25 protein-coding genes are annotated in these 25,100 nt (G+C 31.5%); 13 read left to right on the top strand and 12 right to left on the bottom strand.

The annotated features are described in order from the left end of the window. Positions 1-9: 9 nt before the first annotated feature. From ACYSNM_RS07030 to ACYSNM_RS07010, 5 genes are all read right to left on the bottom strand, one after another. Positions 10-987: a ribonucleotide-diphosphate reductase subunit beta gene (locus ACYSNM_RS07030; RefSeq protein WP_461756238.1), complete on the bottom strand. Its 978-nt coding sequence runs from the start codon at positions 985-987 to the stop codon at positions 10-12. Between the two features lie 353 nt (positions 988-1,340). Next, on the bottom strand, positions 1,341-2,381 hold the full coding sequence (locus ACYSNM_RS07025) for a hemin-degrading factor (RefSeq protein WP_461756237.1): 1,041 nt from the start codon (positions 2,379-2,381) through the stop codon (positions 1,341-1,343). 9 nt (positions 2,382-2,390) lie between these two features. Further along, positions 2,391-3,167 (bottom strand): heme ABC transporter ATP-binding protein, encoded by a 777-nt coding sequence (locus ACYSNM_RS07020; RefSeq protein WP_461756236.1) that lies wholly within the window; start codon positions 3,165-3,167, stop codon positions 2,391-2,393. A 3-nt stretch (positions 3,168-3,170) separates the two neighbouring features. Then, positions 3,171-4,202, bottom strand: a complete 1,032-nt coding sequence (locus ACYSNM_RS07015) for a FecCD family ABC transporter permease (protein ID WP_461756235.1) — start codon at positions 4,200-4,202, stop codon at positions 3,171-3,173. Between the two features lie 12 nt (positions 4,203-4,214). Further along, positions 4,215-4,991 carry a heme/hemin ABC transporter substrate-binding protein gene (locus ACYSNM_RS07010; protein ID WP_461756234.1) on the bottom strand — a complete coding sequence of 259 codons (777 nt, stop codon included), beginning with the start codon at positions 4,989-4,991 and terminating at the stop codon, positions 4,215-4,217. Positions 4,992-5,243: 252 nt separating this feature from the next. On the opposite strand from ACYSNM_RS07010, the gene ACYSNM_RS07005 reads away from it, so the two are divergent. The 5 genes from ACYSNM_RS07005 to ACYSNM_RS06985 are packed head-to-tail and all read left to right on the top strand — an operon-like array spanning position 5,244 to position 8,671. Next, positions 5,244-6,458, top strand: coding sequence for an aminotransferase class V-fold PLP-dependent enzyme (locus ACYSNM_RS07005; RefSeq protein WP_461756233.1), 1,215 nt, complete (start codon positions 5,244-5,246; stop codon positions 6,456-6,458). Between the two features lie 33 nt (positions 6,459-6,491). Further along, a complete protein-coding gene (locus ACYSNM_RS07000) occupies positions 6,492-6,911 on the top strand; it encodes a SufE family protein (protein WP_461754464.1) in 420 nt (139 codons plus the stop codon). An 18-nt stretch (positions 6,912-6,929) separates the two neighbouring features. Then, positions 6,930-7,250, top strand: coding sequence for an iron-sulfur cluster assembly protein (locus ACYSNM_RS06995; protein ID WP_461754463.1), 321 nt, complete (start codon positions 6,930-6,932; stop codon positions 7,248-7,250). A 2-nt stretch (positions 7,251-7,252) separates the two neighbouring features. After that, a complete protein-coding gene (locus tag ACYSNM_RS06990) occupies positions 7,253-7,768 on the top strand; it encodes a DUF2480 family protein (protein WP_461756232.1) in 516 nt (171 codons plus the stop codon). A 57-nt stretch (positions 7,769-7,825) separates the two neighbouring features. After that, positions 7,826-8,671 (top strand): DUF3078 domain-containing protein, encoded by an 846-nt coding sequence (locus ACYSNM_RS06985; protein ID WP_461756231.1) that lies wholly within the window; start codon positions 7,826-7,828, stop codon positions 8,669-8,671. A 53-nt stretch (positions 8,672-8,724) separates the two neighbouring features. Here ACYSNM_RS06985 and asnA read toward each other — a convergent pair whose 3' ends face one another. Both asnA and hflX read right to left on the bottom strand, forming a co-directional pair. After that, on the bottom strand, positions 8,725-9,729 hold the full coding sequence (gene asnA, locus ACYSNM_RS06980) for an aspartate--ammonia ligase (protein WP_461756230.1): 1,005 nt from the start codon (positions 9,727-9,729) through the stop codon (positions 8,725-8,727). Between the two features lie 486 nt (positions 9,730-10,215). Next, on the bottom strand, positions 10,216-11,457 hold the full coding sequence (hflX, locus tag ACYSNM_RS06975; RefSeq protein WP_461756229.1) for a GTPase HflX: 1,242 nt from the start codon (positions 11,455-11,457) through the stop codon (positions 10,216-10,218). A gap of 213 nt (positions 11,458-11,670) precedes the next feature. Here hflX and ACYSNM_RS06970 point away from each other — a divergent pair, with 213 nt between their 5' ends. Next, a complete protein-coding gene (locus ACYSNM_RS06970) occupies positions 11,671-13,002 on the top strand; it encodes a hypothetical protein (protein WP_461756228.1) in 1,332 nt (443 codons plus the stop codon). An 83-nt stretch (positions 13,003-13,085) separates the two neighbouring features. Here the strand turns inward: ACYSNM_RS06970 and ACYSNM_RS06965 are convergent, their stop codons facing one another. The 4 genes from ACYSNM_RS06965 to trpS form a co-directional block, all read right to left on the bottom strand. After that, positions 13,086-13,880 (bottom strand): S1/P1 nuclease, encoded by a 795-nt coding sequence (locus ACYSNM_RS06965; RefSeq protein WP_461756227.1) that lies wholly within the window; start codon positions 13,878-13,880, stop codon positions 13,086-13,088. 7 nt (positions 13,881-13,887) lie between these two features. Beyond that, complete coding sequence (locus tag ACYSNM_RS06960) at positions 13,888-14,403, bottom strand: acyl-CoA thioesterase (RefSeq protein ID WP_461753257.1); 516 nt, start codon at positions 14,401-14,403, stop codon at positions 13,888-13,890. A gap of 74 nt (positions 14,404-14,477) precedes the next feature. Continuing rightward, the gene (locus ACYSNM_RS06955) at positions 14,478-15,401 is read right to left on the bottom strand and encodes an HU domain-containing protein (protein WP_461756226.1); all 924 of its coding nucleotides are present in this window, start codon (positions 15,399-15,401) and stop codon (positions 14,478-14,480) included. A gap of 294 nt (positions 15,402-15,695) precedes the next feature. Further along, positions 15,696-16,682, bottom strand: coding sequence for a tryptophan--tRNA ligase (trpS, locus tag ACYSNM_RS06950; protein ID WP_461756225.1), 987 nt, complete (start codon positions 16,680-16,682; stop codon positions 15,696-15,698). Positions 16,683-16,819: 137 nt separating this feature from the next. Here trpS and ACYSNM_RS06945 point away from each other — a divergent pair, with 137 nt between their 5' ends. Next, entirely contained in the window at positions 16,820-17,587 is a 768-nt protein-coding gene (locus ACYSNM_RS06945; protein WP_461756224.1) for a lysophospholipid acyltransferase family protein, read from the top strand. A gap of 64 nt (positions 17,588-17,651) precedes the next feature. On the opposite strand, the gene recA is transcribed toward ACYSNM_RS06945, so the two are convergent. Continuing rightward, positions 17,652-18,659, bottom strand: coding sequence for a recombinase RecA (gene recA / locus ACYSNM_RS06940; protein ID WP_461756223.1), 1,008 nt, complete (start codon positions 18,657-18,659; stop codon positions 17,652-17,654). A gap of 371 nt (positions 18,660-19,030) precedes the next feature. On the opposite strand from recA, the gene trhO reads away from it, so the two are divergent. The 6 genes from trhO to ACYSNM_RS06910 all read left to right on the top strand — a co-directional run bounded on the left by trhO (position 19,031) and on the right by ACYSNM_RS06910 (position 24,995). Then, on the top strand, positions 19,031-20,389 hold the full coding sequence (gene trhO, locus ACYSNM_RS06935; protein WP_461756222.1) for an oxygen-dependent tRNA uridine(34) hydroxylase TrhO: 1,359 nt from the start codon (positions 19,031-19,033) through the stop codon (positions 20,387-20,389). A 14-nt stretch (positions 20,390-20,403) separates the two neighbouring features. Further along, a complete protein-coding gene (locus ACYSNM_RS06930; protein WP_461756221.1) occupies positions 20,404-20,760 on the top strand; it encodes an arsenate reductase family protein in 357 nt (118 codons plus the stop codon). Positions 20,761-21,458: 698 nt separating this feature from the next. Then, positions 21,459-22,307, top strand: coding sequence for a YicC/YloC family endoribonuclease (locus ACYSNM_RS06925; RefSeq protein WP_461756256.1), 849 nt, complete (start codon positions 21,459-21,461; stop codon positions 22,305-22,307). A gap of 33 nt (positions 22,308-22,340) precedes the next feature. Further along, on the top strand, positions 22,341-22,913 hold the full coding sequence (gene gmk, locus ACYSNM_RS06920; protein WP_461753250.1) for a guanylate kinase: 573 nt from the start codon (positions 22,341-22,343) through the stop codon (positions 22,911-22,913). A 15-nt stretch (positions 22,914-22,928) separates the two neighbouring features. After that, entirely contained in the window at positions 22,929-23,516 is a 588-nt protein-coding gene (nadD, locus tag ACYSNM_RS06915; protein ID WP_461756220.1) for a nicotinate (nicotinamide) nucleotide adenylyltransferase, read from the top strand. 483 nt (positions 23,517-23,999) lie between these two features. Beyond that, positions 24,000-24,995, top strand: coding sequence for an NAD(P)H-dependent glycerol-3-phosphate dehydrogenase (locus ACYSNM_RS06910; protein ID WP_461753248.1), 996 nt, complete (start codon positions 24,000-24,002; stop codon positions 24,993-24,995). The last annotated feature ends 105 nt before the right edge of the window (positions 24,996-25,100 follow it).

The following is a 25,100-nucleotide window of genomic DNA, read 5'->3' as shown; positions in this document are numbered from 1 at the left end:
AATTGTGGATTAAAATAAATCGTCTGCAGAGATTGATTTATCGTGTTTTGTATAATCAACTGGCCTTTTTGCAAAGAAATCGTCTAAGCTATTAGCAAATACTTCTTCTTCAAACCATGCCATTGGTTTATATTGTTCTTGAGTGATATGAAAGACTTTATCTAAACCAATCTTTAGCATGCTTTCATCTACTCTAAACTTCATAAAGTTCAATAGATCCTTTTTATTAACCGTTTCAATTTCTCCAGTTTCAAAGATCCAATCTAAAATTTCACTTTCAATTTCAATAGATTTTTTGATTACATCATTTACATGATCGATAAGCTCTTGATCAAAGAAATCTGGGAACTCTTCACGTATAATATTAATGATGTATATACCTGCATTGGCATGTACTTGTTCATCTACAGAAGTCCAAGCAATAATATTGCTTACGTTTTTCATTAATCCTTTAAATCTAGTAAAAGAAAGAATGATCGCGAATTGACTAAATAAAGAAACGTTTTCAATTAATAAGGAAAACAGAATAAGAGAAACTACGTATTTCTTTTTGTCTGTGTTATTAGAAGAATTTTCTAAAACACTCGATAAATAATCTACACGTTGTTTTATAACCGGTATTGTTAATAGCTCTTCAAACTCATCATTATAGCCTAAGACATCTAAAAGTCTTGAGTAAGCTTCTGAGTGTCTAAACTCACATTCGGCAAATGTACTTCCTAATCCATTGAATTCTGGCTTTGGAAAATGTAAATATAAGTTTCCCCAAAAAGTCTTTACTGCAACTTCAATTTGAGCGATTGCTAGTAAACTATGCTTTATTGCCTTTTGTTCTTGGGAAGTTAGATGGGAATGAAAATCTTGAGTGTCCGCTGTGAAATCTACTTCACTATGAACCCAAAAAGATTTGTTTATAGCCTCAGTGAATTGGTAAACACCTGGATATTCAAACGGTTTATAGTTAACTCTCTTATCAAAAATAGACATAGCAATTATTATGTTTTAAATTCTGTTTTTTCTTTAAGCTTAAACTTGTTTAAATAGGATATTGACTCTTGGTTTAATTATAAACACTTGATTAACATGTGTTTGATTTTTGCCAGTATCCCAAAGCTTATTTTAGCTAAGCTACAATTAGCTATTATCAATATCAAATTTTTTTTCAAATAAATCCGGATAGTTATCAAATAAATGTTAATAACTATTTTTGCTAATTCCAAAAATTCGCTTGTGCCAATGTGAATGGAGGTTATGGTTTTTTGAAAGGTATGTTTTTTACTAATTATATACTCTTGTTAGATGTAAATAAAAAAAAGCGGGTATAACCCGCTTTTTTATTTTTATACTAGTGTATCAACGATATCTTTCCATTGTTCTAACTCTGGAATACCTGGTTTTCTTTGACCAAAGAATTGTACAATTATCTCTCCTTCTTTGTCAAATACTTCGATAGAAGTAACTATTCCATCTACAGTTGGTTTTCTTACTACCCATACTTGGTGGATTTTATCCATTGCAAGATGCATATTAAAATCTGGATCCATGATGTTAAACCATTGTTGGTGCCACATTGTTTTAAAAATTTGTCCAGTGTGGATTTGGATGATTCCTTTATTGCCAACAAAAACCATAATAGGTGTTTTTGTATCAACTGCTTTTTCAAGCATTGTAACTATAGAATCTTTGTTTATTTGCTTTGCATAGTAGCTATCAGGAGCTAAGCGTAAAGCTTGAGTTCTTGTTACTTTAAACTTAGCAAGTAGCATATAAAAGTCGTGTGTATCTTTTAAGTCTTTCCATGCTTGAGCAAAAGCTTCTTGATCGATTTGTGCATCTGGGAACTCTCCTCGAGGTCCAGCAGCAGCCGTAAGTGGGAATACTTGGTATTGCTCTTTTGCCTTAAAAGTATTAACTAAGCTATCAAACTCTTGTGAGTTACTTTGTTCAGTTAAGTATATTTTATGTAATGCTTGACCTTGTTTTCCGAAAAACTGTAATGATTTTCTTTGTTTATCTGCTTCTCCTTCGATTACAGCAAAACCATAAGCCCATTGGCCAAGGAAAATTCTAAGATCTATATCTGGATTTACGAAAAGTCCTGCATGAGGGGAAGAGAAGTCAGGGTTTTCATAAATTCCTTTTCTTTCGTGTACACAATCATCATTTCTGGTTAATGCCATTACTTTTCCAAGTTTTTGTACTTGGGATAAAATAGCTTGGAATTCAGGATTTAAAACAATTACGTTTTCTCCAACTTGTGTTGCAATTAAGTCTAATTCACTTACACCTAATTGTTGAGCTGCATTTCTAATACGTAGATGTGGATTTTCGGTTTTAAGAGCTTCCCAACGTTTCTTTAATTCTAGAGTTTCTGTGTTCATATGAAAATTTTATGCGCCAAATAAAATTAGCGGGTTGTTATTTACTGGGTGTGAAATTACTTTACAAGGGAATTGGTATACTTTGGTAAGTAATTCCTCATTCAGCACCTTGTTTGGTTGATCAAAGCAAATCTTTTTTCCTTGATCTAAAAGTAATATTTTATCTGCAAATTGTCCAGCAATATTTAAATCATGGATAATAACAATTGCAGTGTTACCTAATGCGGTAAATTCTTTGATTAATTCTAAGATGCGATGTTGATGTAAAACATCTAAATTATTTAATGGTTCATCCAAGAACAGTAATTTATTATCAATGGAGTTATTTAGCTGAGCCAATACTCTTGCTAAATGTACTCGTTGTTTCTCACCTCCTGAGAGGTGATTGTATTGTCTGTCCTTAAATTTACAAATATCCAGACATTCCATGGTTTGTTGTACTACATGTAGGTCTTCCGGGGTTGGGTTACTATCAAAATAAGGATACCTACCCATTAAAACTACTTGTTGCACACTTAAAGGAATATCCTGGGTAAAAGACTGAGAAAATTTGGTCTTATGCTTAGATAACTCCTCGCTACACCACTTCTTATAAGGACAAGATTTGAAAAGGATTTTATTTCCTTGTTGTTCTATCTCATTGGACAGCAAATTCATAAAGGTGGATTTACCAGCTCCATTTGGGCCTATTACTGCAATAAATTCTCCTGGAGAACATTGAAAATCAATGTCCTTGATTAAAAAGGATTTCTTTGTTTTAAAGTTTATTTTATGTGCTTGAATCATACTTTATAGAGACTTTTTAAAACGAATTAGAATAGCAATAAAGACAGGAGCTCCAATCATTGAGGTTAATATACCAATTGGAATTTCAGATGGAGGTAATAAAGTACGACTTATCGTATCTGCAACAAGTACTAAAATTGCGCCACTAATCGCTGATAGTGGTAGTATAATATAATAATTTGACGAAAATAATAAACGTAAAATGTAAGGAATGATCAGACCTACAAAACCTATAGTACCTGTAAAAGCGACACATGTTCCTACCATTAAGGCGCTAAGAATAATGATTTGTTTTTTTACTTTTTCTACTTTTATTCCTAGATGAATAGCATCTTTTTCTCCAAGCATCATTGCATTTAGGGCTTTTCCCTTAGTAATCAATATCCCAACGCATGGTACTATTACTATAGTTAACATAGTTACTTTAGACCAAGTAGCTCCTGCCAGACTCCCTAAGGTCCAAAAAGTTAGGTTTCTTAGCTCTTCATCTGTGGAAATATAGGTAAGTAAACCAGTAATAGAACCACTAATTGCTCCGATAGCTACACCACTTAGTAGGAGTATGGAAATATTGGTTTTACCTTTATCGGTAGATATTTTATAGACAATACTCATAGTTATAATAGCACCAAGAAAGCTCATTATACTTAAGATTGAATAGCGTATTATTTCAGGTAGAAAGTCTTTAAAATAAGAACCTAATACAATTGTAACTGCTGCGAACAAGACTGCACCAGCCGTTACACCTATTAAATCTGGAGAGGCTAGAGGGTTTTTAAATAAACCTTGTAAGCTTGTACCACATATAGATAATGCTGAACCAATTAAAATAGCAGTAAGAACTCTTGGCAATCTAAGATCTACTAAAACATATTTGTCACTTACAGGTATATTTTGCTGATTTGAAACTATACTCCATATAGTATCCCAAATGCTATGTTCAAAATGATATACACCTAAAAACATACATAGTACGGTTAATACTAGTAAGGTAAGGGTTAAGATAATTATGTAATAAGTTAATTTAGTTTGCATGCTAGCTAATTTCTATTGGGCTAATTGTTGGTTTAATTCTAAAATAGCTTGACCTACTCTTGGTCCGAATCCACTTAATAATTGACCATCCATTACAATTATTTTATTATTCTTTCCTGCGTTAGTTTGTGAAATACCTTCTATTTGTAAAATACCTTGCTCACCACCTAGACTTTGTAAACCAGTAGAAAACATTAAAATGTAATCAGGATTTGCATTCAATAGAGATTCTGGAGTTAATGGTTTATAATTATCGAAACCTTGTACAGCGTTTTGACCACCTGCTAAAGTAATCATAGTATCTAAAGGAGTATTTTGCCCTGCAACCATTAGAGTACCTGCTCCACGAGCGTAAATAAAAAGTACTTTAGGCTGTGGCGATAGTGGAGTAATCCCTTTAACTTGAGTGTCAATATTAGCTAAAATATCATTATAAGATGTATTGTTTAAAGATCTAGCTACATCTTGGATCATTTGTTTTGTACCATCTAAAGAGAAATTTTGCTCGACAATTTCAACATGAATTCCAGCATTAGACAATTGTTCAATGGCTTGTTGATTTAAATCTGCTTTGGTTGCATAAAGAGTAGTAGGTTGTAAAGCCAGAATACTCTCTACACTAATCTTTGTTGCATGGCCTAAATCCTGTGCTTTCTCTTTTATTTTTTCTGGATAAGTACTTGTTACATCAACACCAACAATATTATCAGTTTGATCTAATTCTGCAAGGATTTCCGTTATAGCACCATTCAAAGAAACGATACGTTCTTGTGGTTGGTCTTGTGACATGTTTTTTTGTTGGCAACCTATAAATAATAGGGTACTAAAAAGAAGTAAACTAAGTTTTCTCATCGTTATTCTTATTTAATATAAATCTAAATTACTGCAAATGTAGAATCTTTTTGAAATCATGCAAAACATATTTAGATTAATTTTAAATTATAATTATGTAGTCTAAAGTTTACTTATCCTTATCTTTGCTATTAAATTTGTCTTTGTAATTATTTCCAGAGATGTTTTTCTAATTAAATGAAGAGTAATATGTTAGATATAGAAGCTATAAGAGAAGATTTTCCAATTCTAAAAGAAATGGTGAATGGAAAACCTTTAGTATATTTTGATAATGCAGCAACTTCTCAAAAGCCTTTAGTTGTTGAACAAGCAATTATAAATTACTATCAAACTATTAATGCAAATATTCATAGAGGAGTTCATACTTTAAGTCAACTTGCAACAGACGCCTATGAGCTTGCTAGAGAGAAGGTGAAAAATCATGTTAATGCAGAACATTTACATGAAGTTATTTTTACCTCTGGTACTACTTTTGGTATTAATTTAGTAGCAAATGGATTTGGTAGTATGCTAAAACCTGGCGATGAAATTTTGATTTCTTATTTAGAACACCATTCTAACATAGTTCCTTGGCAGTTTGCTGCTCAACGTTCTGGTGCTACTCTTAAAGTTATACCAATGAACCAAGAAGGAGAATTAGTATTAGATGATTTAGATACTTTGATAAACAGTAATACTAAGATTGTTGCTGTAACTCATATTTCCAATGCTTTAGGTACTGTTAACCCTATAAAACAAATCATTGAAAAAGCGCATTCACATGGTGCTGCTATTTTGATTGATGGTGCACAAGCAACACCACATTTAAAGCCCGATGTACAAGAATTAGATTGTGATTTTTATGTTTTCTCAGGCCATAAAGTATGTGGACCAACAGGAACAGGAGTCCTATATGGTAAAGAAAAATGGTTAAATTTGCTTCCTCCATACCAAGGGGGAGGGGAGATGATTAAAACAGTAACCTTTGAGCATACAACTTATGCTTGTTTACCTCATAAATTTGAAGCTGGTACCCCTAATATTTGTGGAGGTATTGCTCTTGGATATGCTTTAGACTATATGAATGAAATAGGATTTGATAATATTCATGCTTATGAGCAGGAACTTCTGGATTATGGAACAGAAAAGCTTTTAGAGATTCCAGGGCTGAAAATTTATGGAACAGCAAAACAAAAAGCATCGGTGATTTCTTTTAACTTAGAGGGTATTCACCCTTATGATGTTGGGGTAATTGTAGATAAATTAGGTATAGCTGTGCGTACAGGACATCATTGTACTCAGCCAATTATGGACTTTTTTAAAATTCCTGGTACTATTAGAGCTTCTTTTAGCTTTTATAATACTAAACATGAAATAGATCTTTTAGTAGAGGCAGTTAAGAAAGCACAGATGATGTTATCTTAATCGAAATAAGAATTATATTAAATTAAAAATATTATGACAATCAAAGAAACACAAGAAGAGATTATTGATGAATTCTCTATGTTTGAGGATTGGATGCAACGCTATGAATACATTATAGACTTAGGTAAAAATTTGCCTTTGATTGATCCCCAATACCAAGTAGATGAGAATTTGATCAAGGGGTGTCAAAGTCAAGTATGGATGCATGCAGAGCAAAAAGATGGTAAAATATTTTTTACCGCAAATAGTGATGCAATTTTAACCAAAGGGATCATTGCAATTTTAATTCGTGTATTTTCAGGACAATCTTCCCAAGATATATTAGATGCGAATCTTGATTTTATTGATGAAATTGGATTAAAAGAACACTTATCACCAACGCGTGCGAATGGTTTAGTTTCTATGATTAAGCAAATAAGAATGTATGCTTTAGCTTATCAAGCAAAGCAGTAATAAATAAAGAGAAAAGTTATGCAAGAATTAGATGTTCAGCAATTAGGAGAGAATATAGTATCTGTATTAAAAACCATATTTGATCCAGAGATTCCTGTTGATATTTATGAATTAGGATTAATCTATGATGTTTTTGTAAATGAAAATTACGACGTTAAAATATTAATGACTTTAACTTCTCCAAACTGTCCTGTGGCAGAGTCATTACCTGTAGAGGTAGAGGAAAAAGTAAAATCAATTGACCAAGTAAAAGAAGTAGAAGTAGAGTTAACTTTCGAACCTGCTTGGACAAAAGATCTTATGAGTGAAGAAGCTAAGTTAGAATTAGGGATGTTATAATTATGGAAACAGAAATCGTAAATAAGGTTGCCAATAGTATTCTAAAAGTTTTTGATTTAGAGGATTACTATCCGAAGAATCAACGTTTAGATATTGACATTTCTCAGTGGCTTTATGAAGGTTTTGTTCTAAGAGAAAAAGAATTCAGAGCCGTTTTGAAAGAAATGGATTGGTCCGTTTATAAAGACGCATTTGTAGGCCTATACTGCTCTACAGATGCTATTTTGCCACAATGGACCTATATGTTAATTGCTAGCCATTTAGAAGAAGTAGCAGCTAAGGTATTTTTAGGAACTAAAGATCAAATAGATGCTAAGGTGTATCAGGATATTATTGATGAATTAGATTTTAGTATTTATCAAGATCTGCCTGTTATAATCAAAGGTTGTTCTAAATTGCCTATTCCAGAAGAGGCTTATGTTTTAGCCACAAATAAAATGTGTAAATATGCGCGCTCTGTTATGTTCGGAGAGGCCTGTTCTGCAGTTCCTATTTTTAAAAGAAAAGTTAATAAGTAATTCTTAATTTTTGATTTGAAGGGTTTAGTTGTTATTTTTGCTAAAAAAATTAACACTATGAGAAAAATTATTTTTGGATTATTTAGCTTTTTAGCCTTTACTACTGTACAAGCACAGGAAGAGGTTGAATCAGAAATTGCAAAGCCATGGAAAAGTTCAGGGCATATTGGACTTTTAATGAATCAATCTAGTTTCTCTAATTGGCAAGCAGGAGGAGATAACTCTGTATCAGGTAATATTAATGTAAATTATGACCTAAATTATGCAAAAGAGGATTGGACATGGGATAATAAGCTTTTTGTTAATTATGGATTAACAAAGCTTAAAGGAGAAGAGCATAAGAAAACAGATGATAGATTAGAAATCAACTCTCTTTTAGGTAAAGAGATGAAAGGAAATTGGTATTATTCTGCATTTGCGAATTTTAAGACGCAAATGGATTCTGGTTTTGATAAAGAAGGAGTTAAGAATTCTCACTTTTTCTCACCTGCTTATTTGCAAATTGGACCTGGTTTACTTTGGAAAAAGTCAGAGAATTTAAAAGTGAATATTGCACCAGCTACTTCAAGATTTATCTTTGTAGATAAGCATTTTACAGAACTTCATGAGTCTTTTGGAGTTAAGCAAGGTAAATCAATGGCTTATCAATTAGGACTGTCTATTGGAGGATATTATAAGTTAGACTTAATGGAAAATGTTTCTATGGAGAATATCTTGAATCTATACTCTAACTATTTAGACAAGCCACAGAATGTAGTAATGGATTATCAGTTAAATATTGTAATGACAATTAATAAGTACTTATCTACTAATTTTACTTTTCAAACAATATATGATGACTTAGCATTTAGTGGATTTCAAGTTAGAGAAATGTTAGGAATTGGTGTGAATTACAAGTTCTAAGAAAAAATATTTAATAAAAAAAGGGTTCTAATTTAGAACCCTTTTTTTATTATCTATAATAGATGAATACCATTTGCTTTCGCCTCTTCTTTAATATGTTCCGGCCAAATACTTGCTTGTACTTCTCCAATATGTTGTTTCTTTAATAAGAACATGCAAATTCTAGATTGTCCTAATCCTCCACCAATGGATAATGGCAATTTATCTTCTAATAACAGATTATGATAAAAAAGGCTAGCACGATCTTGTAATCCTCCTAATTCTAATTGGTGTAATAAAGCTTTTTTGTCTACTCGTATTCCCATTGAAGATAGTTCTAATGACTTTCCATGAACATGATCCCAAACCAATAAGTCTCCGTTTAAACCTACATAACCATTTTCTGTTGGAGTTGTCCAGTCATCATAATCTGCAGAGCGTTTATCATGTGGTTGTCCATCTGATAGCTTATTTCCAATTCCAATGATAAATACAGCCCCAAATTTTTTAGCAACTGCATGTTCTCTATCTTTAGGACTTAAATCTGGGAACATCTTAAGAACCTCTTCTGCTTGAATGAAAGTTAGTTTCTTTGGTAAGACTGGTTCAATTTGAAATTCTTCAAATACGCGTTGTTCTGTAAAAAGCAAAGAGTCATATATACGACTTACAACATCATGAAGATAAGAAAGGTTTCTATCTGATGAATTAATTTTTAGTTCCCAATCCCATTGATCTACATAAATGGAGTGTATTGGACTTGTTTCTTCATCAGGTCTTAATGCTTTCATATCAGTTAAAATACCCTCATGAGCATCTAAATTTAACTCTTGAAGTCTGATGCGTTTCCATTTGGCTAAGGAATGAACAACTACAGCTCTATTATCATCTAAAAACTTAACTGGAAAAGATACTGCACGTTCTAAACCACTTAAATCGTCATTAATACCTGTACCTTCTCTTACAATCATTGGAGATGAAATAGGGTATAGGTTCAAAGCATCACATAACTTTGCTGAAAAGCTTTGTTTTACTAATGAAATTGATTTTTCTGTTTTTAAGACTTCTTTTTTACTCATGGTAATTAATTGTATTTTAAATTTTTGTTGTGTTTGTTGTAAAAAAAAAGCTCCTCATATTGAGGAGCTTTTAAACGGATAATGAAATAATATATAATTAACTTAAATCATAAACAATATAAAGCTCCTTCGAATCGAATACACAATTCAAATTATTATTATTAGAGTTATTATTGTTTAATGATTGATACATATAATCTTTTTATGATGTGGGTAAAAGTAATAAATTTTTTAGTACAACCCTTTAAAAAAATGATTTTTATTTCTTTTTCCTTCTTTAAGAAGGGGATTTTATGCTTAATTTTTAATTAAAAAATCCATTATAAGATCAAAATAGTTAATAAGTAATTGACGTAGTATTAGTTATGATTATATTTCATTTTTACGGTAATTTCATAACTACACATCAACTATCTACCTCTATTTTTGATCTGTTTTTAAGCTATTCGTTCTTTTAGTACGATCTAATAAAGGTAGCTTAACTATTTATTCTTCCTCTGATTCCTCTTCTGATTCTAGTAAATGATCATAATCTGGATAAAGGAAATTGTTATATGGGAATCTGGTAATATGAATTTCTCTTACTGTTTCATATACTTTTCTTTTAAATTCCTCGAAATTTTCCTTTTCCGTAGCAGAGATAAATACAGTATTATTTGGACCTAGTTTATTCATCCAGGTTTTTTTCCAATCTTCAATAGAATTATGTCTATTTGTTCTCTCTGTTACAAGATCATCTTCTTCTATATGTTCTGCTTGGTAAGCATCAATTTTATTAAAGACCATTAAAGTTGGCTTGTCCAAACTTTGAATATCTTTTAAGATCTGGTTTACTGATTCAATATGATTTTCAAAATCATGGTGAGAGATATCAACAACATGTATTAGTAAATCTGCTTCTCTAACTTCGTCTAGTGTACTTTTAAAAGATTCTACTAGTTGAGTAGGTAATTTACGAATGAATCCAACTGTGTCTGATAATAGGAAAGGTAGATTACCAATTACTATTTTTCTTACTGTGGTGTCTAAAGTGGCAAACAGTTTATTTTCTACAAACACTTCACTTTTACCTAAAGCATTCATTAAAGTCGATTTTCCTACGTTTGTATAGCCTACTAGCGCTACTCTAATCATAGAACCTCTGTTTCCTCTTTGAGAAGCCATCTGCTTGTCGATTACTTTTAGTTTCTCTCTCAACAAAGTAATTCTATCTCTAACAATCCTTCTATCTGTTTCAATTTCTGTTTCTCCAGGACCTCTCATTCCAATACCTCCTCGTTGGCGCTCTAAGTGCGTCCACATTCCAGATAATCTCGGAAGTAAGTATTGGAATTGCGCTAGTTCTACTTGAGTACGAGCATATGAAGTTTGTGCTCTTTGAGCAAAAATATCTAAAATAAGATTGGTTCTATCTAGTACTTTACAGTCTAGAATTTTCGATATGTTTTTCTGTTGTGCAGGAGTAAGCTCATCATCAAAAATTACAGTATGAATATTGTTTTCTACTATATAATTATGGATTTCTTCAATCTTTCCAGTCCCAACAAAAGTTTTTGGATTTGGTTTATCCATTTTTTGTGAAAACCTTTTGAAAACTTGACCTCCAGCTGTATAAGTTAGAAACTCCAACTCATCTAAGTACTCCTTTAGTTTTGATTCGTCTTGGTCTTGTGTAATGATTCCAACTATAATGGAACGTTCAAAATTCGTTTCTTCTCTTTCAATCATAGAACTATGTATATATTACAAAATTAGTAAAAAAGTCAGACTTTTTATCTAAGTTATGAAAATACTATTTAATTATGGCTTTTTAAGCTTTTTTAATAGATGACCAAGATTATTTAAGAATTGTTTATAATATTTTGAATAGTTTTTACTTAACTTGCTGATATTGTGGTATGTTTATTGCTAGTGTTATAGGTATAATTAAAAAGAATAAAAATGAAGAAATATATAGTAAGGTTGTTTTTGTTTTTGGGACTCCTTCCAGGGATTGCTCAGAATACAACAGTGACTGCAAATAGTTTTGATGTAAGTGATAACTTAGACTTACAAGCTGTAGCATCTATTTTTGGTGATTCTAAAAGTTTGGAGGATTTTGAATTTCGTTTAAATGACCCAAATGCACGGATTTCTAATTTAGACTTAAATGATGATGGTTATGTAGATTATTTGCGTGTTGTTGAGTTAGTAGACTCCAATACTCACTTAGTTGTTGTACAAGCCGTTCTTGGTGCAGATATGTATCAGGATGTAGCTACTATTGAAGTTGAAAAGACAAAGAAAAGAGGAGAGATAAATATTCAAGTGGTAGGAAATTCCTTTTTATATGGACCAAATTATATTTATGAACCTGTTTATGTAAGTACTCCTCCTATGTTTTCTTTGTGGTGGTCTAACTCTTATGTTCCATATTCATCTTCTTGGTATTGGGGATACTATCCAAGCTATTTTTATAGTTATAATCCCTTTGCAACAAATATTTATATAGGGCATATACACAACCAAATAAACTTTAATAATAATTATTTCTATCACCCATATAGATATAGCTCAAGAGCGCAACGTCTATATTATAGAAATCGCCATGATTATTATGAGCGTTTATATCCTAGTAGAGATTTTAGAAACAGGTATAAAGATTATAATTACGTTAATAGATATGATAGAAACAATGGTAAGTTTTCCAATGAAATTACTTACGACAGGGGATCTCCTAATTCTAATTTCTCCAATAGTAGTTATAACCGCCCTTCAAGTAATAAATATACTAAAGCGAGTAGTTCAAGTGGAACTTATATGCCAAGAAAAAATACAAATGATGTAAGTCGCCCAAGTAGCTCAAATAGTAGTTATAGCCGTCCAAGCAACTCTAATAGTAGTTATAACCGCCCAAGTAGCTCAAATAGTAGTTATAACCGCCCAAGCAACTCTAATAGTAATTACAACCGCCCAAGCAGCTCTAATAGTAATTACAACCGCCCAAGTAGCTCAAATAGTAGTTACAACCGCCCAAGTAGCTCAAATAGTAGTTATAACCGCCCAAGTAGCTCAAATAGTAGTTATAATCGCCCAAGTAGCTCAAATAGTAGTTATAACCGCCCAAGCAGCTCAAATAGTAGTTATAGCCGTCCAAGTAGCTCAAATAATAGTTATAACCGCCCAAGCAGCTCAAATAGTAGTTATAATCGTTCAAGTAGCTCTAATAGTAGCTATAATCGTTCAAGTAGCTCAAGTAGTAGCTCTTCTTCTTCGAGTGGATATTCTAGATAATAAATGAATAGTATAAGATATATAAAACAAAAGGCCCTAAGTTTAACTTAGGGCCTTTTGTTTAAGGTATAATCTATTGAATACTATTTAAAAATATCATTTAAGATTTCAGATAATCTTATTCCTCCTTTTAGTAAAGAGTCTTCTACAGTATCTTTATAATCGTAATGGTAACCAAAACTTAAAGAACTAGTATTATCTAAATCAACACTATTATATAATTGCTCTGCCATAGTGTAAGATTCATAAATCCAATCGTCTAACTCGCCTTTTGCAATTTCTTTATTGTATTTCTTCCCATGTACATCTAAAACAGTAGCATATTCTGTGTAGCTGTATTTATCAAAGTCTACTAGTGCTGCATCCCATAAGCTATGCAGATTCGTAGGTTTTCTAAACCACTCCACCTTGATTTTATTTCCACCAAGATCCTCTGGTCTTCCAACGTGCATTGGTTGGTGTAAGTCACCTATAATATGAATTAAGAAATAAAGCTTTTCTTGCTTTTGCTCTTTTGTAAGGTTTTTGTCTTTTAATTCTTCAATTAAAACTAAAGATCTTTTATAAGCATTTGCATCTGTAGATTCTTGTAGCTTTTGGTCAAATTCTGCTCTGTCCAATCCACTTGGCATATTTACATAATGCCAGCTATCTGCAAATTTAAAATTAGGATCTGATTTTACAAAATCAGGCCAGTTTGACCAATATGCAAGTTGTTGGTTCCCAATGATTTCTTTTAATTGTTTTTTTGCTTTTTTACTTAAATTTCTTTCTGCAATTTCAGCAACAACACGGTGACCTGTTGTACCCCAAGCAAAAACTTGGCTAGATTGTAAAAGAAATAATGAGGCAATTACAAGATATAAGACTTTCTTCATTTTAATATTATTGTTCGTTAAATAATGCTTTTAATTCAGTTGCTTCAGAAGGCAGCATTTTACCAGCAATCACTAAACTTAATTGCTTGCGTCTTAATGCTCCTAAGAATCTTTCTTTTTCTAATTTAGACTCTGGAATAATTTCAGGAACTACAACAGGGTGCCCTGTATCATCTACAGCTACGAATGTATAAATTGCTTCATTAGCTTTGATTTTATTACCTGACTCTCTATCTTCAATCCAAACGTCTAAATACACTTCCATTGAAGTTTTGAATGCACGAGATATTTTTGCTTCCACACTAACAACACTTCCTAAAGGAATTGGACGATTAAATGCAACGTGATTTACAGAAGCTGTTACACATACTCGACGAGAATGACGTCTAGCTGCAATACCAGCTGCACGATCCATGCGCGCTAATAATTCACCACCAAACATGTTATTTAAAGGATTAGTTTCACCTGGTAAAACTAAGTCGGTCATTAGGGTTGCCGATTCAGATACTAATTTAGCTTCCATCTTTTTTTTTACAAATATAAAGACATTAAATAAAAAATCCCTTAACTTTTGGTTAAGGGACTAATGTTTAACTTTTATTGTAGTAAAATCCAAGCATCTTTATTAAGGTTGCGATGAATTTTTCTTAATTCTTTCTGTGCAATGTCTTTATTTTCGTAGCCTCCATAAGAAACTGGAAACATACCGAACTTATTTTTATCTAAGACAATGGCATCTGTGTATCCACTCTTTTTTAACTTTTCAGCTTCTGATTTGGCTCCATCGAGGTTTCTAAATGCACTTGCAACTATATAATATGGCGTTGGAATCTTTTTATCTTTCTTTTCTATAACAGGAATCGAAATTGTATTCAGATTTGGTTCAATAAAAAAAGTTGCTTGCTGTATTTTGGTCTCTAATTGATTTTGTACACTTTTCTGAACGCTTAATAGCTGATGTTCTTTGTAAGACTCAACTGCGTTGGGAATAATAAAACTACTTACTCCTATCAAAATTGCTACGCTAGCTGCATAAGGTATAAATCGGCTAATAACTCTTTTAGAGTTAGTACTTTTAACAGTGGTAATAATAGGGGTATCTCTAACTAGGATAGGAGCTTCTACAGCACTAAGACCAAATGAGGTTTTAATAAAGGTACTGCTTCCACAAGGATAGAAAACAATATTATTTTCTTCCATCTTATGAAATTCACCTATCTGCGTTAGAAAAACTTTATTAGTATTTTCTAATGAATCTTTCCATACTTGCACTTGCTTTTTAATGGCTACTAAAGCATCATTATAGGAAATGTTTTCCATTGCAGCAATGTGCTGAGCTAAAAGCCCATCATTATAAATCAGATTGATATTGAAAGACAATCTTTTATGTGGAGGATAAAAAGCATTGGCTTTTTCATCATAATATGCGGACTGATTTTCACTTAAAAATGCTCCAAAGCTTGGCACAATCACACATTGATAACGAAACATTAAGGCCGATATGTATTTTTCAATCTTCATAGTTACAAAATTACGCTAAATCATCTCACTTTACAAATGTTTGATCTATACTGCTCATTATTATTTAATTATGAGTGCAGATTAGAACTAAAATACAAATTGTAAATGTAATACGCAATGTGAATTTTATAAAAATAAAGGTTTTATCGCCTTAATTGGAGTAAAAAACAACATCCCTTAATAGGTAAGGTTGGGAATAACCTTAGTTTACTAGGCTGGTTGGATAAGAAAATGTAAAATAAAAAACCCTTGAATTTTTCAATCCAAGGGTAAATATATTGATGTACTTATAGATTACATTCTAAAGCTTGGACCATAGCCTAGCTTTTCTCTTACCTTATTAAGGGTTTCATCTGCAACTACAGAAGCTTTTTTAGCACCTTCAAATAAAAGTCTATCTACTTCTTCTAAGTTATTGATATAGTAATCATATTTAGTTCTAATTTCAGAAAACTTTTCTACGATTAGTTCATACAGCGCTTGTTTTGCATGACCGTAGCCATAGTTACCTCCTTGGTAATTTGCTCTCATTTGCTCTATTTGCTCTGGAGTAGCTAATAGTTTATAAATTGTAAAAACATTACAGCTTTCAGGGTCTTTAGGCTCTTCTAAAGGTGTACTATCTGTTTCTATAGACATAACTTGCTTGCGCAAAGCTTTATCACTTTGAAATATATTGATAGTATTATTTCTAGACTTGCTCATCTTATTACCATCCGTACCAGGTACGATCATTACCTGCTCTGAAATTTTAGCCTCAGGTAAAACAAAGGTTTCTCCCATTTGGTTATTAAAACGAGAAGCAACATCTCTTGTAATTTCTAAATGTTGTAATTGATCTTTTCCAACTGGAACAAATTCTGCATTGTATAATAAAATGTCAGCAGCCATTAACATAGGATAATAAAACAATCCAGCATTAACATCTTGTAATACGGATGACTTATCTTTAAAAGAGTGAGCTAGAGTTAATCTTTGGTATGGGAAGAAACAACTCAGGTACCAAGTCAATTCTGTAGTTTGTGCAACATCACTTTGTCTATAAAAAGTCACATGGTTTACATCTAATCCACAAGCTAGCCAGGTTGCAGCAACACTATAGGTGTTTTCTTGTAATGTTTTTGCATCTTTAATCTGAGTAGCAGAGTGTAAGTTGGCAATAAAAAGAAAAGAAGTATTCTCTTTGTTATTGGCCATTTCCACTGCAGGAAGAATTGCCCCTAAAAGATTACCTAAGTGTGGAGTCCCCGTACTTTGTACTCCGGTTAGAATTTTAGCCATTGTATTTATAGTTATAATGATAAAATACAAAGATAATTTATTTGTACTAGATAACGAGGTGTTTTTAAAAGGATAATTATTCGATAATTAAGTGAAATGTTTAAATTTACTCTTTAACATGAGATAATTTATTTTTGATGAAAGTAATACAGGTGTTTTTTAATTCTCTTTGGCGAATTTGGTTTTACTTATGGATGGTTATTGTAATCCTTCTTCTAAGTCCTTTTTTACTAACAGTTATTTGGAGCGATAAGCAATACCCATATTTCTATAAAATAGCTAGATTATGGGCTATTTTGACCTTTTATGGGATAGGTATGCGTTATGTTGTATTAAAAAAACCCATTTTGGATAAGAAGCAAAGCTATATGTTTATTGCTAACCACACTTCTATGTTAGATATAATGATTATGCTTATTGTTATTAAAGACAATCCTTTTGTATTTGTAGGGAAGCAAGAATTAGCCTCTATTCCAGTATTTGGATTCTTCTATAAGAAAACTAGTATTTTAGTAGATCGAGCAGACTCTAAAAGTAGGTTAGGAGTATATAATAGTGCACAAAAGCGAATTGATAATGGTTTGAGTATTTGTATTTTTCCTGAAGGTGGAGTACCTGATGATCGTACTATTATTTTAGATAGATTTAAAGATGGCGCTTTTCGATTAGCTATCGATCATAAAATCCCTATTGTTCCTATATCTTTTGGTAAATTAAAATTTCACTTTCCGTTTGTTTGGGGGGTGGGATATCCAGGTAAGATACCAGTGATAATTCATGAACCAATAAATACACAGAGTGCAAGTAGTGACAAAAAAAGCAAAATTAAAGAACAAGCTTATATCACTATATTAAAACCTGTACAGAAATGGGAAGAAGAAGTATTGCTTTCCAAATCCATTTAATGTAAAAACAAAAAAAATCCCTGGAACTTAAATTTCAGGGATTTTTTTATGGAGTTATTATCTATTAAAGATTTTCATTTTCTTTAAGTAACTCTTTTATTTTGATCTCTAATTCTTCCATTAATTCTGGATTATCTTTAATTAGAGACTTCACAGCATCTCTTCCTTGACCTAATTTTGTATCTCCATAGCTAAACCAAGAACCTGCTTTTTTAACGATATCATACTCAACAGCTAAATCAAGTACCTCTCCAACTTTAGAAACACCTTCTCCGTACATAATATCAAACTCTGCAGTTCTAAAAGGAGGTGCAACTTTGTTTTTAACTACTTTAACTTTAGTTCTATTACCAATGATGTTTTCACCATCTTTAATTTGAGTAGAACGTCTAATATCTAAACGAACAGAAGCGTAGAATTTTAACGCATTTCCACCTGTAGTTGTTTCAGGATTACCGAACATAACACCAATTTTTTCACGTAATTGGTTAATGAAAAATACTGTACAGTTAGTTTTACTAATTGTTGAGGTTAACTTTCTTAATGCTTGAGACATTAATCTAGCATGAAGACCCATTTTTGAGTCACCCATTTCTCCCTCAATTTCACTCTTTGGTGTTAGAGCTGCAACTGAATCCACTACCACTAAATCAATAGCTCCTGAACGAATTAAGTTTTCTGTAATCTCTAATGCTTGCTCACCATTATCTGGTTGAGATATGATTAAGTTATCGATATCAACACCTAATTTTTGTGCATAAAAACGGTCAAAAGCATGCTCAGCATCTATAAATGCAGCAATACCTCCATTTTTCTGTGCCTCTGCAATTGCATGTAGAGTTAAAGTAGTCTTACCAGAAGACTCAGGTCCGTAGATTTCTATAATTCTTCCTTTTGGATATCCACCTACTCCTAAAGCTAAGTCAATACCTAGAGAGCCAGAAGGAATTACTTCAATTTCTTCTACTGCGGTATCTCCAAGTTTCATCACTGTTCCTTTACCGTAAGTTTTATCTAATTTGTCAAGCGTTAACTGTAATGCTTTTAATTTTGCTTCTTTATCTGCACTCATTTTATTGAAAAAATAGGTTCTTAATGAGGTAAAAGTAATACAATTTATTCAGCTTTCCATCTTTGAACGATTAATTGCTACAAAATTTAGCAATTTTAATAAGACTTTTGCTAAAGAATTATAAAAGTCTGTTTATTATGATTTTGTTAGAGTGTTGAGGTTAATTTTTTGTTCTGTTTTAGTAGCTTATAATGTTTAATGTTTGCGCTTTAGATGGTTTGGAAGGGAAAATTAATTTCTTTTTAAATGGCTTCTTTTAGATTTTTTAAATGATATATATCAGTTAATTTTAGTAGAAAAACTATATCTTTGCACCTTGAAATTCTTCCATATTAGAATTTTACGATATTAATGATTTAAATGTTTATAGCATGCAACTGTATAACACCCTAAGCGCAGAAGAAAGAGCTCTTTTAATTGAACAAACAGGAGAGAAGCGTCTTACACTTTCTTTTTATGCGTATGCAAAAATTCAAGACCCACAACAATTTAGAGATGACTTATTTTTGGCTTGGAACCAACTAGGTGCTTTAGGTCGTACCTATGTAGCTCATGAAGGAATTAACGCACAAATGTCTGTACCTGCTTCCAATTTTGAAGCATTCAGAGATACTTTAGAAAAGTATGACTTTATGAAGGGTATACGTCTAAATGTAGCTGTGGAACAAGATGATCTTTCTTTTTTAAAGTTAACAGTAAAAGTTAGAAAGAAGATTGTAGCTGATGGATTAAATGATGATACGTTTGATGTTACTAATAAAGGTATTCATTTAAGAGCAAAAGAGTTTAATGAATTATTAGAAGACCCCAATACAGTAGTAGTTGATTTTAGAAATCACTATGAGAGTGAAGTAGGACACTTCGTAGGAGCTATTACTCCAGATGTAGACACTTTCCGTGAGTCTTTACCTATTATTAAGGAGCAATTAGAAGACATTAAAGAAGAGAAAAATCTTTTAATGTATTGTACTGGAGGTATTCGTTGTGAGAAAGCATCTGCTTATTTTAAGCACCATGGTTTTAAAAATGTTTATCAACTAGAGGGAGGAATTATCGAATATACTCGTCAAATTAAAGAAGATGGATTAGAGAGTAAATTTATCGGTAAGAACTTTGTATTTGATCACCGTTTAGGAGAAAGAATTACCGATGACGTTATTGCTAATTGTCACCAATGTGGTGCACCTTGTGATACTCACGTGAATTGTGCAAATGAAGCTTGTCATTTATTGTTTATTCAATGTGATAATTGTGCTGAAACAATGCATGGTTGTTGTTCTAATGATTGTTTAGAAACAATACAACTGCCACTTGAGGAACAAAAAAGATTGCGTCAAGGTGTCCAAAAAGGAAATTTAGTATTTAAAAAAGGACGTTCAGAAACTTTAAAATTTCAAAAGGAAAGAAATATTTTTGATGAGATAAAGGCAGTAAAGGTTAGTGCAGTTACTCAAATCAGAAAGAAAAAGAATATTAGAAAAGTTCTTGTAGGTAGTGTTCAACACTATTTTACAAAGGCAAATATCGCTCAAATTGTTTTAGAGAAGGATCTTAAAATAGGCGATTCTATTAAGATTGAAGGACCTACAACTGGTGAGGAAGATGTAGTTTTACAACAAATGTTTGTAAACGGTGTTGAAAAGCAAGAAGCTAAAGCAGGTGAGCGTATAACAATTCAAGTTGATTTTAGAGTAAGAAAGAACGATAAGGTTCTTTTAGTAATCGAATAAATTATTCAAGTAAGATGAATCAAGTATATTATTTAAGTAGCTGTAGTACTTGCAAACGTATTATGGCAGAAATACCTCAATTGGATTCTTTTGAATTAAGAGAGATCAAGTCTAATCCTCTAACCTCAGAAGAACTAGAGCATTTATATAGCTTATCTAATAGCTACGAGGCTTTATTTAATAAGCGTGCTCAGTTATATAAAACACGTGAATTAAAAGATAAAGACTTACAAGAAAAAGACTATAGAGATTTGTTGTTAGAACATTACACATTTTTAAGCCGCCCAGTATTTGTTATTGACCAGCAAATATTTATTGGTAATAGTAAAAAGGTAATTGAACAAGTAAAAGATTATTTGTCAAGTAAATAATATTAAAAAAAAGAGCTGCAATTTATTGTAGCTCTTTTTTAATTTATTAGATTTTTTCTTAAAACTGCACCAAATAGAGTTTTTAAAGTGTAATTAACATTATGAGTCAATTTTTGATCGGTAAAGTTTTAAAATAATGTAAAATGTATTATATTAGGTGTTTATTTACCTATTTACATAAGTTTATAGAGAAATAAAAAAAAATTTCTTTTTAGATGTGACCAAATGGGGGTTTGGTTGTCTAAAGAGAGTATACGAAAGGGAGAAATTGCTATGAAACCTTTTATTCACAATAAGTTTTTAGCAAAGATGATGTAAAAGATTACGCCTTTGATGTCAAAATAGGGGAAAGATGTCGATAAAGAGTAACTCTATCTTTCTTTGCAGTTTTAAAGAGTATTAAACCTTTAAGACAATAAAGACTTATTATTGTTTTGGTTTACTTTCAACAGTTTCGTTGAAAAGAGATGAAAGTAAAAAAAATGTAAAAAAGGGAAGTTTTTAGCTTCCCTTTTTCTATTTTAAAAAAATGAGTTGGGAATTTAAATGGATAAATTTCCCTTAAAATATGTATTTAATATTGACCTAAAAAGGTAATAATCACATAAAAACGATAGTATTTTAAACTATTATTGATTTAGTATGTTGAGTTTTTAGTACCTTTGTAGCTATTATTTTTTTGGATTATGATACAATCAATGACCGGTTTTGGTAAAGCAAGTGTACAGCTGCCTACTAAAAAGATTACAGTAGAGGTAAAGTCTTTAAATAGTAAAAATTTAGACTTAAACGTTCGTTTACCTCAAAGTTATAGAGAAAAGGAATTGCCTCTACGCAACATTATTGCCCAAACTTTAGAAAGAGGGAAAGTTGACTTTTCTTTATTTTGTGAAGTAACAGCAGAAGAAACTACAAGTAAAATTAATGGTCCGATTGTCTTGGCTTATATTAATCAAATGAAAGCTATCCTTGGGCAAGCTGATGAAACTGAGTTGATGAAAATGGCTGTTCGTATGCCAGACGCACTAAAAGTAGAACGTCATGAGCTAGATGAAAATGAATGGCAACAAATTCAGGTTGTAATAGAGCAAGCCTTAGAAAATATTAAAGAATTTCGTCTAAGCGAGGGAGCTAGTTTAGAGAAGGACTTCGTAGTTCGTATTAAGAATATCGAGAAATATATGCAGGAGATTATCACTTTAGATGTAGAGCGTATAATTACTGTAAAAGAAAGGTTACGTGCCAACTTAGTCGAATTACAATTGAATGTAGATGAAAATCGATTTGAACAAGAGGTTATTTACTATCTTGAAAAAATGGATATTACAGAAGAAAAAGTACGTCTACAAAAGCATTTAGACTATTTCTTAGAGACTATTCAAGGTGAACAGGCTAATGGTAGAAAATTAGGCTTTATCGCTCAGGAGATGGGAAGAGAAATCAATACTATGGGATCTAAGAGTAACCATGCTGAAATGCAAAAGCTAGTGGTTATGATGAAAGATGAGTTAGAAAAGATAAAGGAACAGGTACTAAACGTTCTTTAAATCTTACAAAATACAATACAACGATTTTAATTTATGAAACAAGGTAAACTGATTGTTTTTTCAGCCCCTTCGGGCTCTGGTAAAACTACCATTGTTAGACACTTATTAAGTAACGAAGATTTGAACTTAGAGTTTTCAATATCTTGTACCTCTCGTGGGCCTAGACCAGAAGAGGTAGACGGTAAAGACTACTATTTTTTATCTTTGGAAGATTTCAAAAAACACATTAAAGCAGAAGACTTTATCGAGTGGGAAGAAGTTTATAGAGATAACTTTTATGGTACACTAAAAAGTGAAATCGAAAGAATTTGGGCACAAGGAAAAAATGTTATTTTTGATATTGATGTTGCAGGTGGCTTGAGAATTAAGAAAAAATTCCCTGAACAAACTTTAGCAGTTTTTGTAAAACCTCCTAGTATAGATGAATTAAAAATTCGTTTAAAAAAGCGCTCTACAGAGAGCGAGGATAAAATTAATATGCGTATAGCGAAAGCTTCAGTAGAATTAGCTACTGCTCCTCAGTTTGATCTAATCATTAAAAACTATGATCTTGATACAGCTAAGCAAGAAGCTTACGAAATTGTAAAAAACTTTGTAAATAAGTAAATAAGTAAAGAAGTTATGAAGGTTGGCTTATATTTTGGTACATTCAATCCAGTGCATGTTGGGCATTTGATAATTGCCAATCATATGGTGCAGTATACAGATTTAGATCAAGTTTGGATGGTAGTTACTCCACATAGTCCTTTGAAGAAGAAGAAAGGACTATTAGAAGATTATCATCGTATTCATATGGTTAATTTAGCTTGTACAAACTATGATCATATAAGAAGCTCTGATATTGAGTTTTCTCTTAAGCAACCTAATTATACAATAAACACCATGGCGCATTTACATGAGCGCTATCCAAAATACGAGTTTTCTTTATTAATGGGAGAGGATAATTTAGACTCCTTACATAAATGGAAGAACTATGATATACTTTTACAACGTTATCAATTCTATATTTATCCACGTATATACCAAAGTAAGGATTTAGAAAATCCTTTGCGTAAGCATCCTAATATACATTTTGTGGAAAATGCTCCAATTATGGAAATATCTTCTACTTTTATACGAAATTCGATAAAGGAGGGGAAAAATATACGTCCATTAGTAGATGAAGAAGTATGGAAATATATAGATCATAATTTATTTTATAAAAAATAAATAGTAAGTAAAAAGGGAAATGCGAAAAGCATTTCCCTTTTTACTTTTAGGTATCTTTTTTTACTATATTATTCTATTAATTGCAGATGGTGGGGATCATTAAGCTTAAATGAGTGTTTAAACACAAAAAAATATTTAACTAAAGTAAAATTATTTAAATAGATAAATCCATATCTTTATGTAAATATATTTATTTTAAGCTTTTGATATTGTGATGATTGGTTGTGGAGAATATCGAAGTAATAGTTTAAATTAAAAAATATAAAGTCTATAAAAGAGGAAATACTTAAGCTATATTTTTATGAATTATTTCAATGTAATTTTTTAATTATAGTAAAGATTCATGTTAATATATTATTTATAAAAAACAATATATTGATGTTTTGTAATAATTGTGGTTATTTTTAAGAAAAAAAACATAATAGTTATAATTGCTTGCAATAGGTTTTTTATTTACTTTTGAGCCAGATACAATCTAAAAATATGAATGATTACCCAAAATTTGCGGTTATAGGTGGTGGAAGTTGGGCAACCGCTATTGTGAAAATGCTTAGTGAAAACCTGAGCAATATTGCTTGGTATATACGTAGTGAAGCAGCAATCCAGGAGATCAAGGTAAATCACCATAATCCTAATTACTTAAGTTCAGTAGAGTTTGATGTTGATAAACTTTATTTGACAAATGATATTAATAAAGCCATTTCTTATGCTGATTATGTAGTTTTTGCTATCCCTTCTGCTTTTTTAAGTAAAGAGATGGAGAAAGTTCATGTTAGTTTATTGGATAAAGTGGTAGTTTCGGCAATTAAGGGTATTATTCCAGAGACAAGTTTAATTGTAGGAGAACATTTTCACCAAAAATATAATATACCATATGATAACATCGCTGTTATTACTGGACCTTGCCATGCAGAAGAAGTTGCTTTAGAACGCTTGTCTTATTTGACCATTGCATGTAGAAGTGAGAAACATGGTAAGATTATTCAAGATTGCATAAGTAGTCATTATATCAAAGCAAAGTTAACGGATGATATCGTTGGAACGGAATATGCAGCGGTTTTAAAAAACATTTATGCTATTGCTTGTGGGATGGCCCATGGACTCGGCTATGGAGATAATTTTCAGGCCTTACTGATGAGTAACGCTATTCGAGAGATGAATAAAGTTATTAAGAAAGTATATAAAATGAAACGAAATATTAATAATTCTGCCTACTTGGGAGACTTATTAGTAACGGGGTATTCCTTATTCTCTCGAAATAGAATGTTTGGAAACATGATAGGTAAAGGGTATACAGTAAAGAGTGCTCAAATGGAAATGAATATGATCGCTGAGGGTTATTACGCTTCTAAGAGTGCTTATGAACTAACCCAGAAAGTAGGTGCTAAAACTCCTATAATCAATGCTGTATATGACATTTTATACAATGGAAAGGATCCTAAAAAAACTTTTAGAAAGTTGACAGAAAAATTAAATTAAATATTTTATTTTCTTCATCTTTTCTGTTTTAAGAAAATACATTACCCAACTATTTGTTTTACAGCTAGTTGGGTTTTTTTATAAAAATTATCACAAAAAAATTAT

The sequence above is a fragment of the Myroides sp. LJL116 genome, from assembly GCF_054871685.1.
This window is presented reverse-complemented; position numbering and strand designations above follow the sequence as displayed.

Coding starts and splice junctions, on each gene's coding strand:
- ACYSNM_RS06985 (WP_461756231.1), top strand. CDS start 7,826: ATGAGAAAAATTATTTTTGGATTATTTAGCTTTTTAGCCTTTACTACT.
- ACYSNM_RS06955 (WP_461756226.1), bottom strand. CDS start 15,401: ATGAAGATTGAAAAATACATATCGGCCTTAATGTTTCGTTATCAATGT.
- ACYSNM_RS07010 (WP_461756234.1), bottom strand. CDS start 4,991: ATGTCACAAGACCAACCACAAGAACGTATCGTTTCTTTGAATGGTGCT.
- ACYSNM_RS07015 (WP_461756235.1), bottom strand. CDS start 4,202: ATGCAAACTAAATTAACTTATTACATAATTATCTTAACCCTTACCTTA.
- ACYSNM_RS07005 (WP_461756233.1), top strand. CDS start 5,244: ATGTTAGATATAGAAGCTATAAGAGAAGATTTTCCAATTCTAAAAGAA.
- nadD (WP_461756220.1), top strand. CDS start 22,929: ATGAAGGTTGGCTTATATTTTGGTACATTCAATCCAGTGCATGTTGGG.
- ACYSNM_RS06965 (WP_461756227.1), bottom strand. CDS start 13,880: ATGAAGAAAGTCTTATATCTTGTAATTGCCTCATTATTTCTTTTACAA.
- recA (WP_461756223.1), bottom strand. CDS start 18,659: ATGAGTGCAGATAAAGAAGCAAAATTAAAAGCATTACAGTTAACGCTT.
- hflX (WP_461756229.1), bottom strand. CDS start 11,457: ATGATTGAAAGAGAAGAAACGAATTTTGAACGTTCCATTATAGTTGGA.
- trhO (WP_461756222.1), top strand. CDS start 19,031: ATGCAACTGTATAACACCCTAAGCGCAGAAGAAAGAGCTCTTTTAATT.
- ACYSNM_RS07025 (WP_461756237.1), bottom strand. CDS start 2,381: ATGAACACAGAAACTCTAGAATTAAAGAAACGTTGGGAAGCTCTTAAA.
- ACYSNM_RS07020 (WP_461756236.1), bottom strand. CDS start 3,167: ATGATTCAAGCACATAAAATAAACTTTAAAACAAAGAAATCCTTTTTA.
- gmk (WP_461753250.1), top strand. CDS start 22,341: ATGAAACAAGGTAAACTGATTGTTTTTTCAGCCCCTTCGGGCTCTGGT.
- ACYSNM_RS06960 (WP_461753257.1), bottom strand. CDS start 14,403: ATGGAAGCTAAATTAGTATCTGAATCGGCAACCCTAATGACCGACTTA.
- ACYSNM_RS06910 (WP_461753248.1), top strand. CDS start 24,000: ATGAATGATTACCCAAAATTTGCGGTTATAGGTGGTGGAAGTTGGGCA.
- ACYSNM_RS06925 (WP_461756256.1), top strand. CDS start 21,459: ATGACCGGTTTTGGTAAAGCAAGTGTACAGCTGCCTACTAAAAAGATT.
- ACYSNM_RS06990 (WP_461756232.1), top strand. CDS start 7,253: ATGGAAACAGAAATCGTAAATAAGGTTGCCAATAGTATTCTAAAAGTT.
- trpS (WP_461756225.1), bottom strand. CDS start 16,682: ATGGCTAAAATTCTAACCGGAGTACAAAGTACGGGGACTCCACACTTA.
- asnA (WP_461756230.1), bottom strand. CDS start 9,729: ATGAGTAAAAAAGAAGTCTTAAAAACAGAAAAATCAATTTCATTAGTA.
- ACYSNM_RS06930 (WP_461756221.1), top strand. CDS start 20,404: ATGAATCAAGTATATTATTTAAGTAGCTGTAGTACTTGCAAACGTATT.
- ACYSNM_RS06970 (WP_461756228.1), top strand. CDS start 11,671: ATGAAGAAATATATAGTAAGGTTGTTTTTGTTTTTGGGACTCCTTCCA.
- ACYSNM_RS07000 (WP_461754464.1), top strand. CDS start 6,492: ATGACAATCAAAGAAACACAAGAAGAGATTATTGATGAATTCTCTATG.
- ACYSNM_RS06945 (WP_461756224.1), top strand. CDS start 16,820: ATGAAAGTAATACAGGTGTTTTTTAATTCTCTTTGGCGAATTTGGTTT.
- ACYSNM_RS07030 (WP_461756238.1), bottom strand. CDS start 987: ATGTCTATTTTTGATAAGAGAGTTAACTATAAACCGTTTGAATATCCA.
- ACYSNM_RS06995 (WP_461754463.1), top strand. CDS start 6,930: ATGCAAGAATTAGATGTTCAGCAATTAGGAGAGAATATAGTATCTGTA.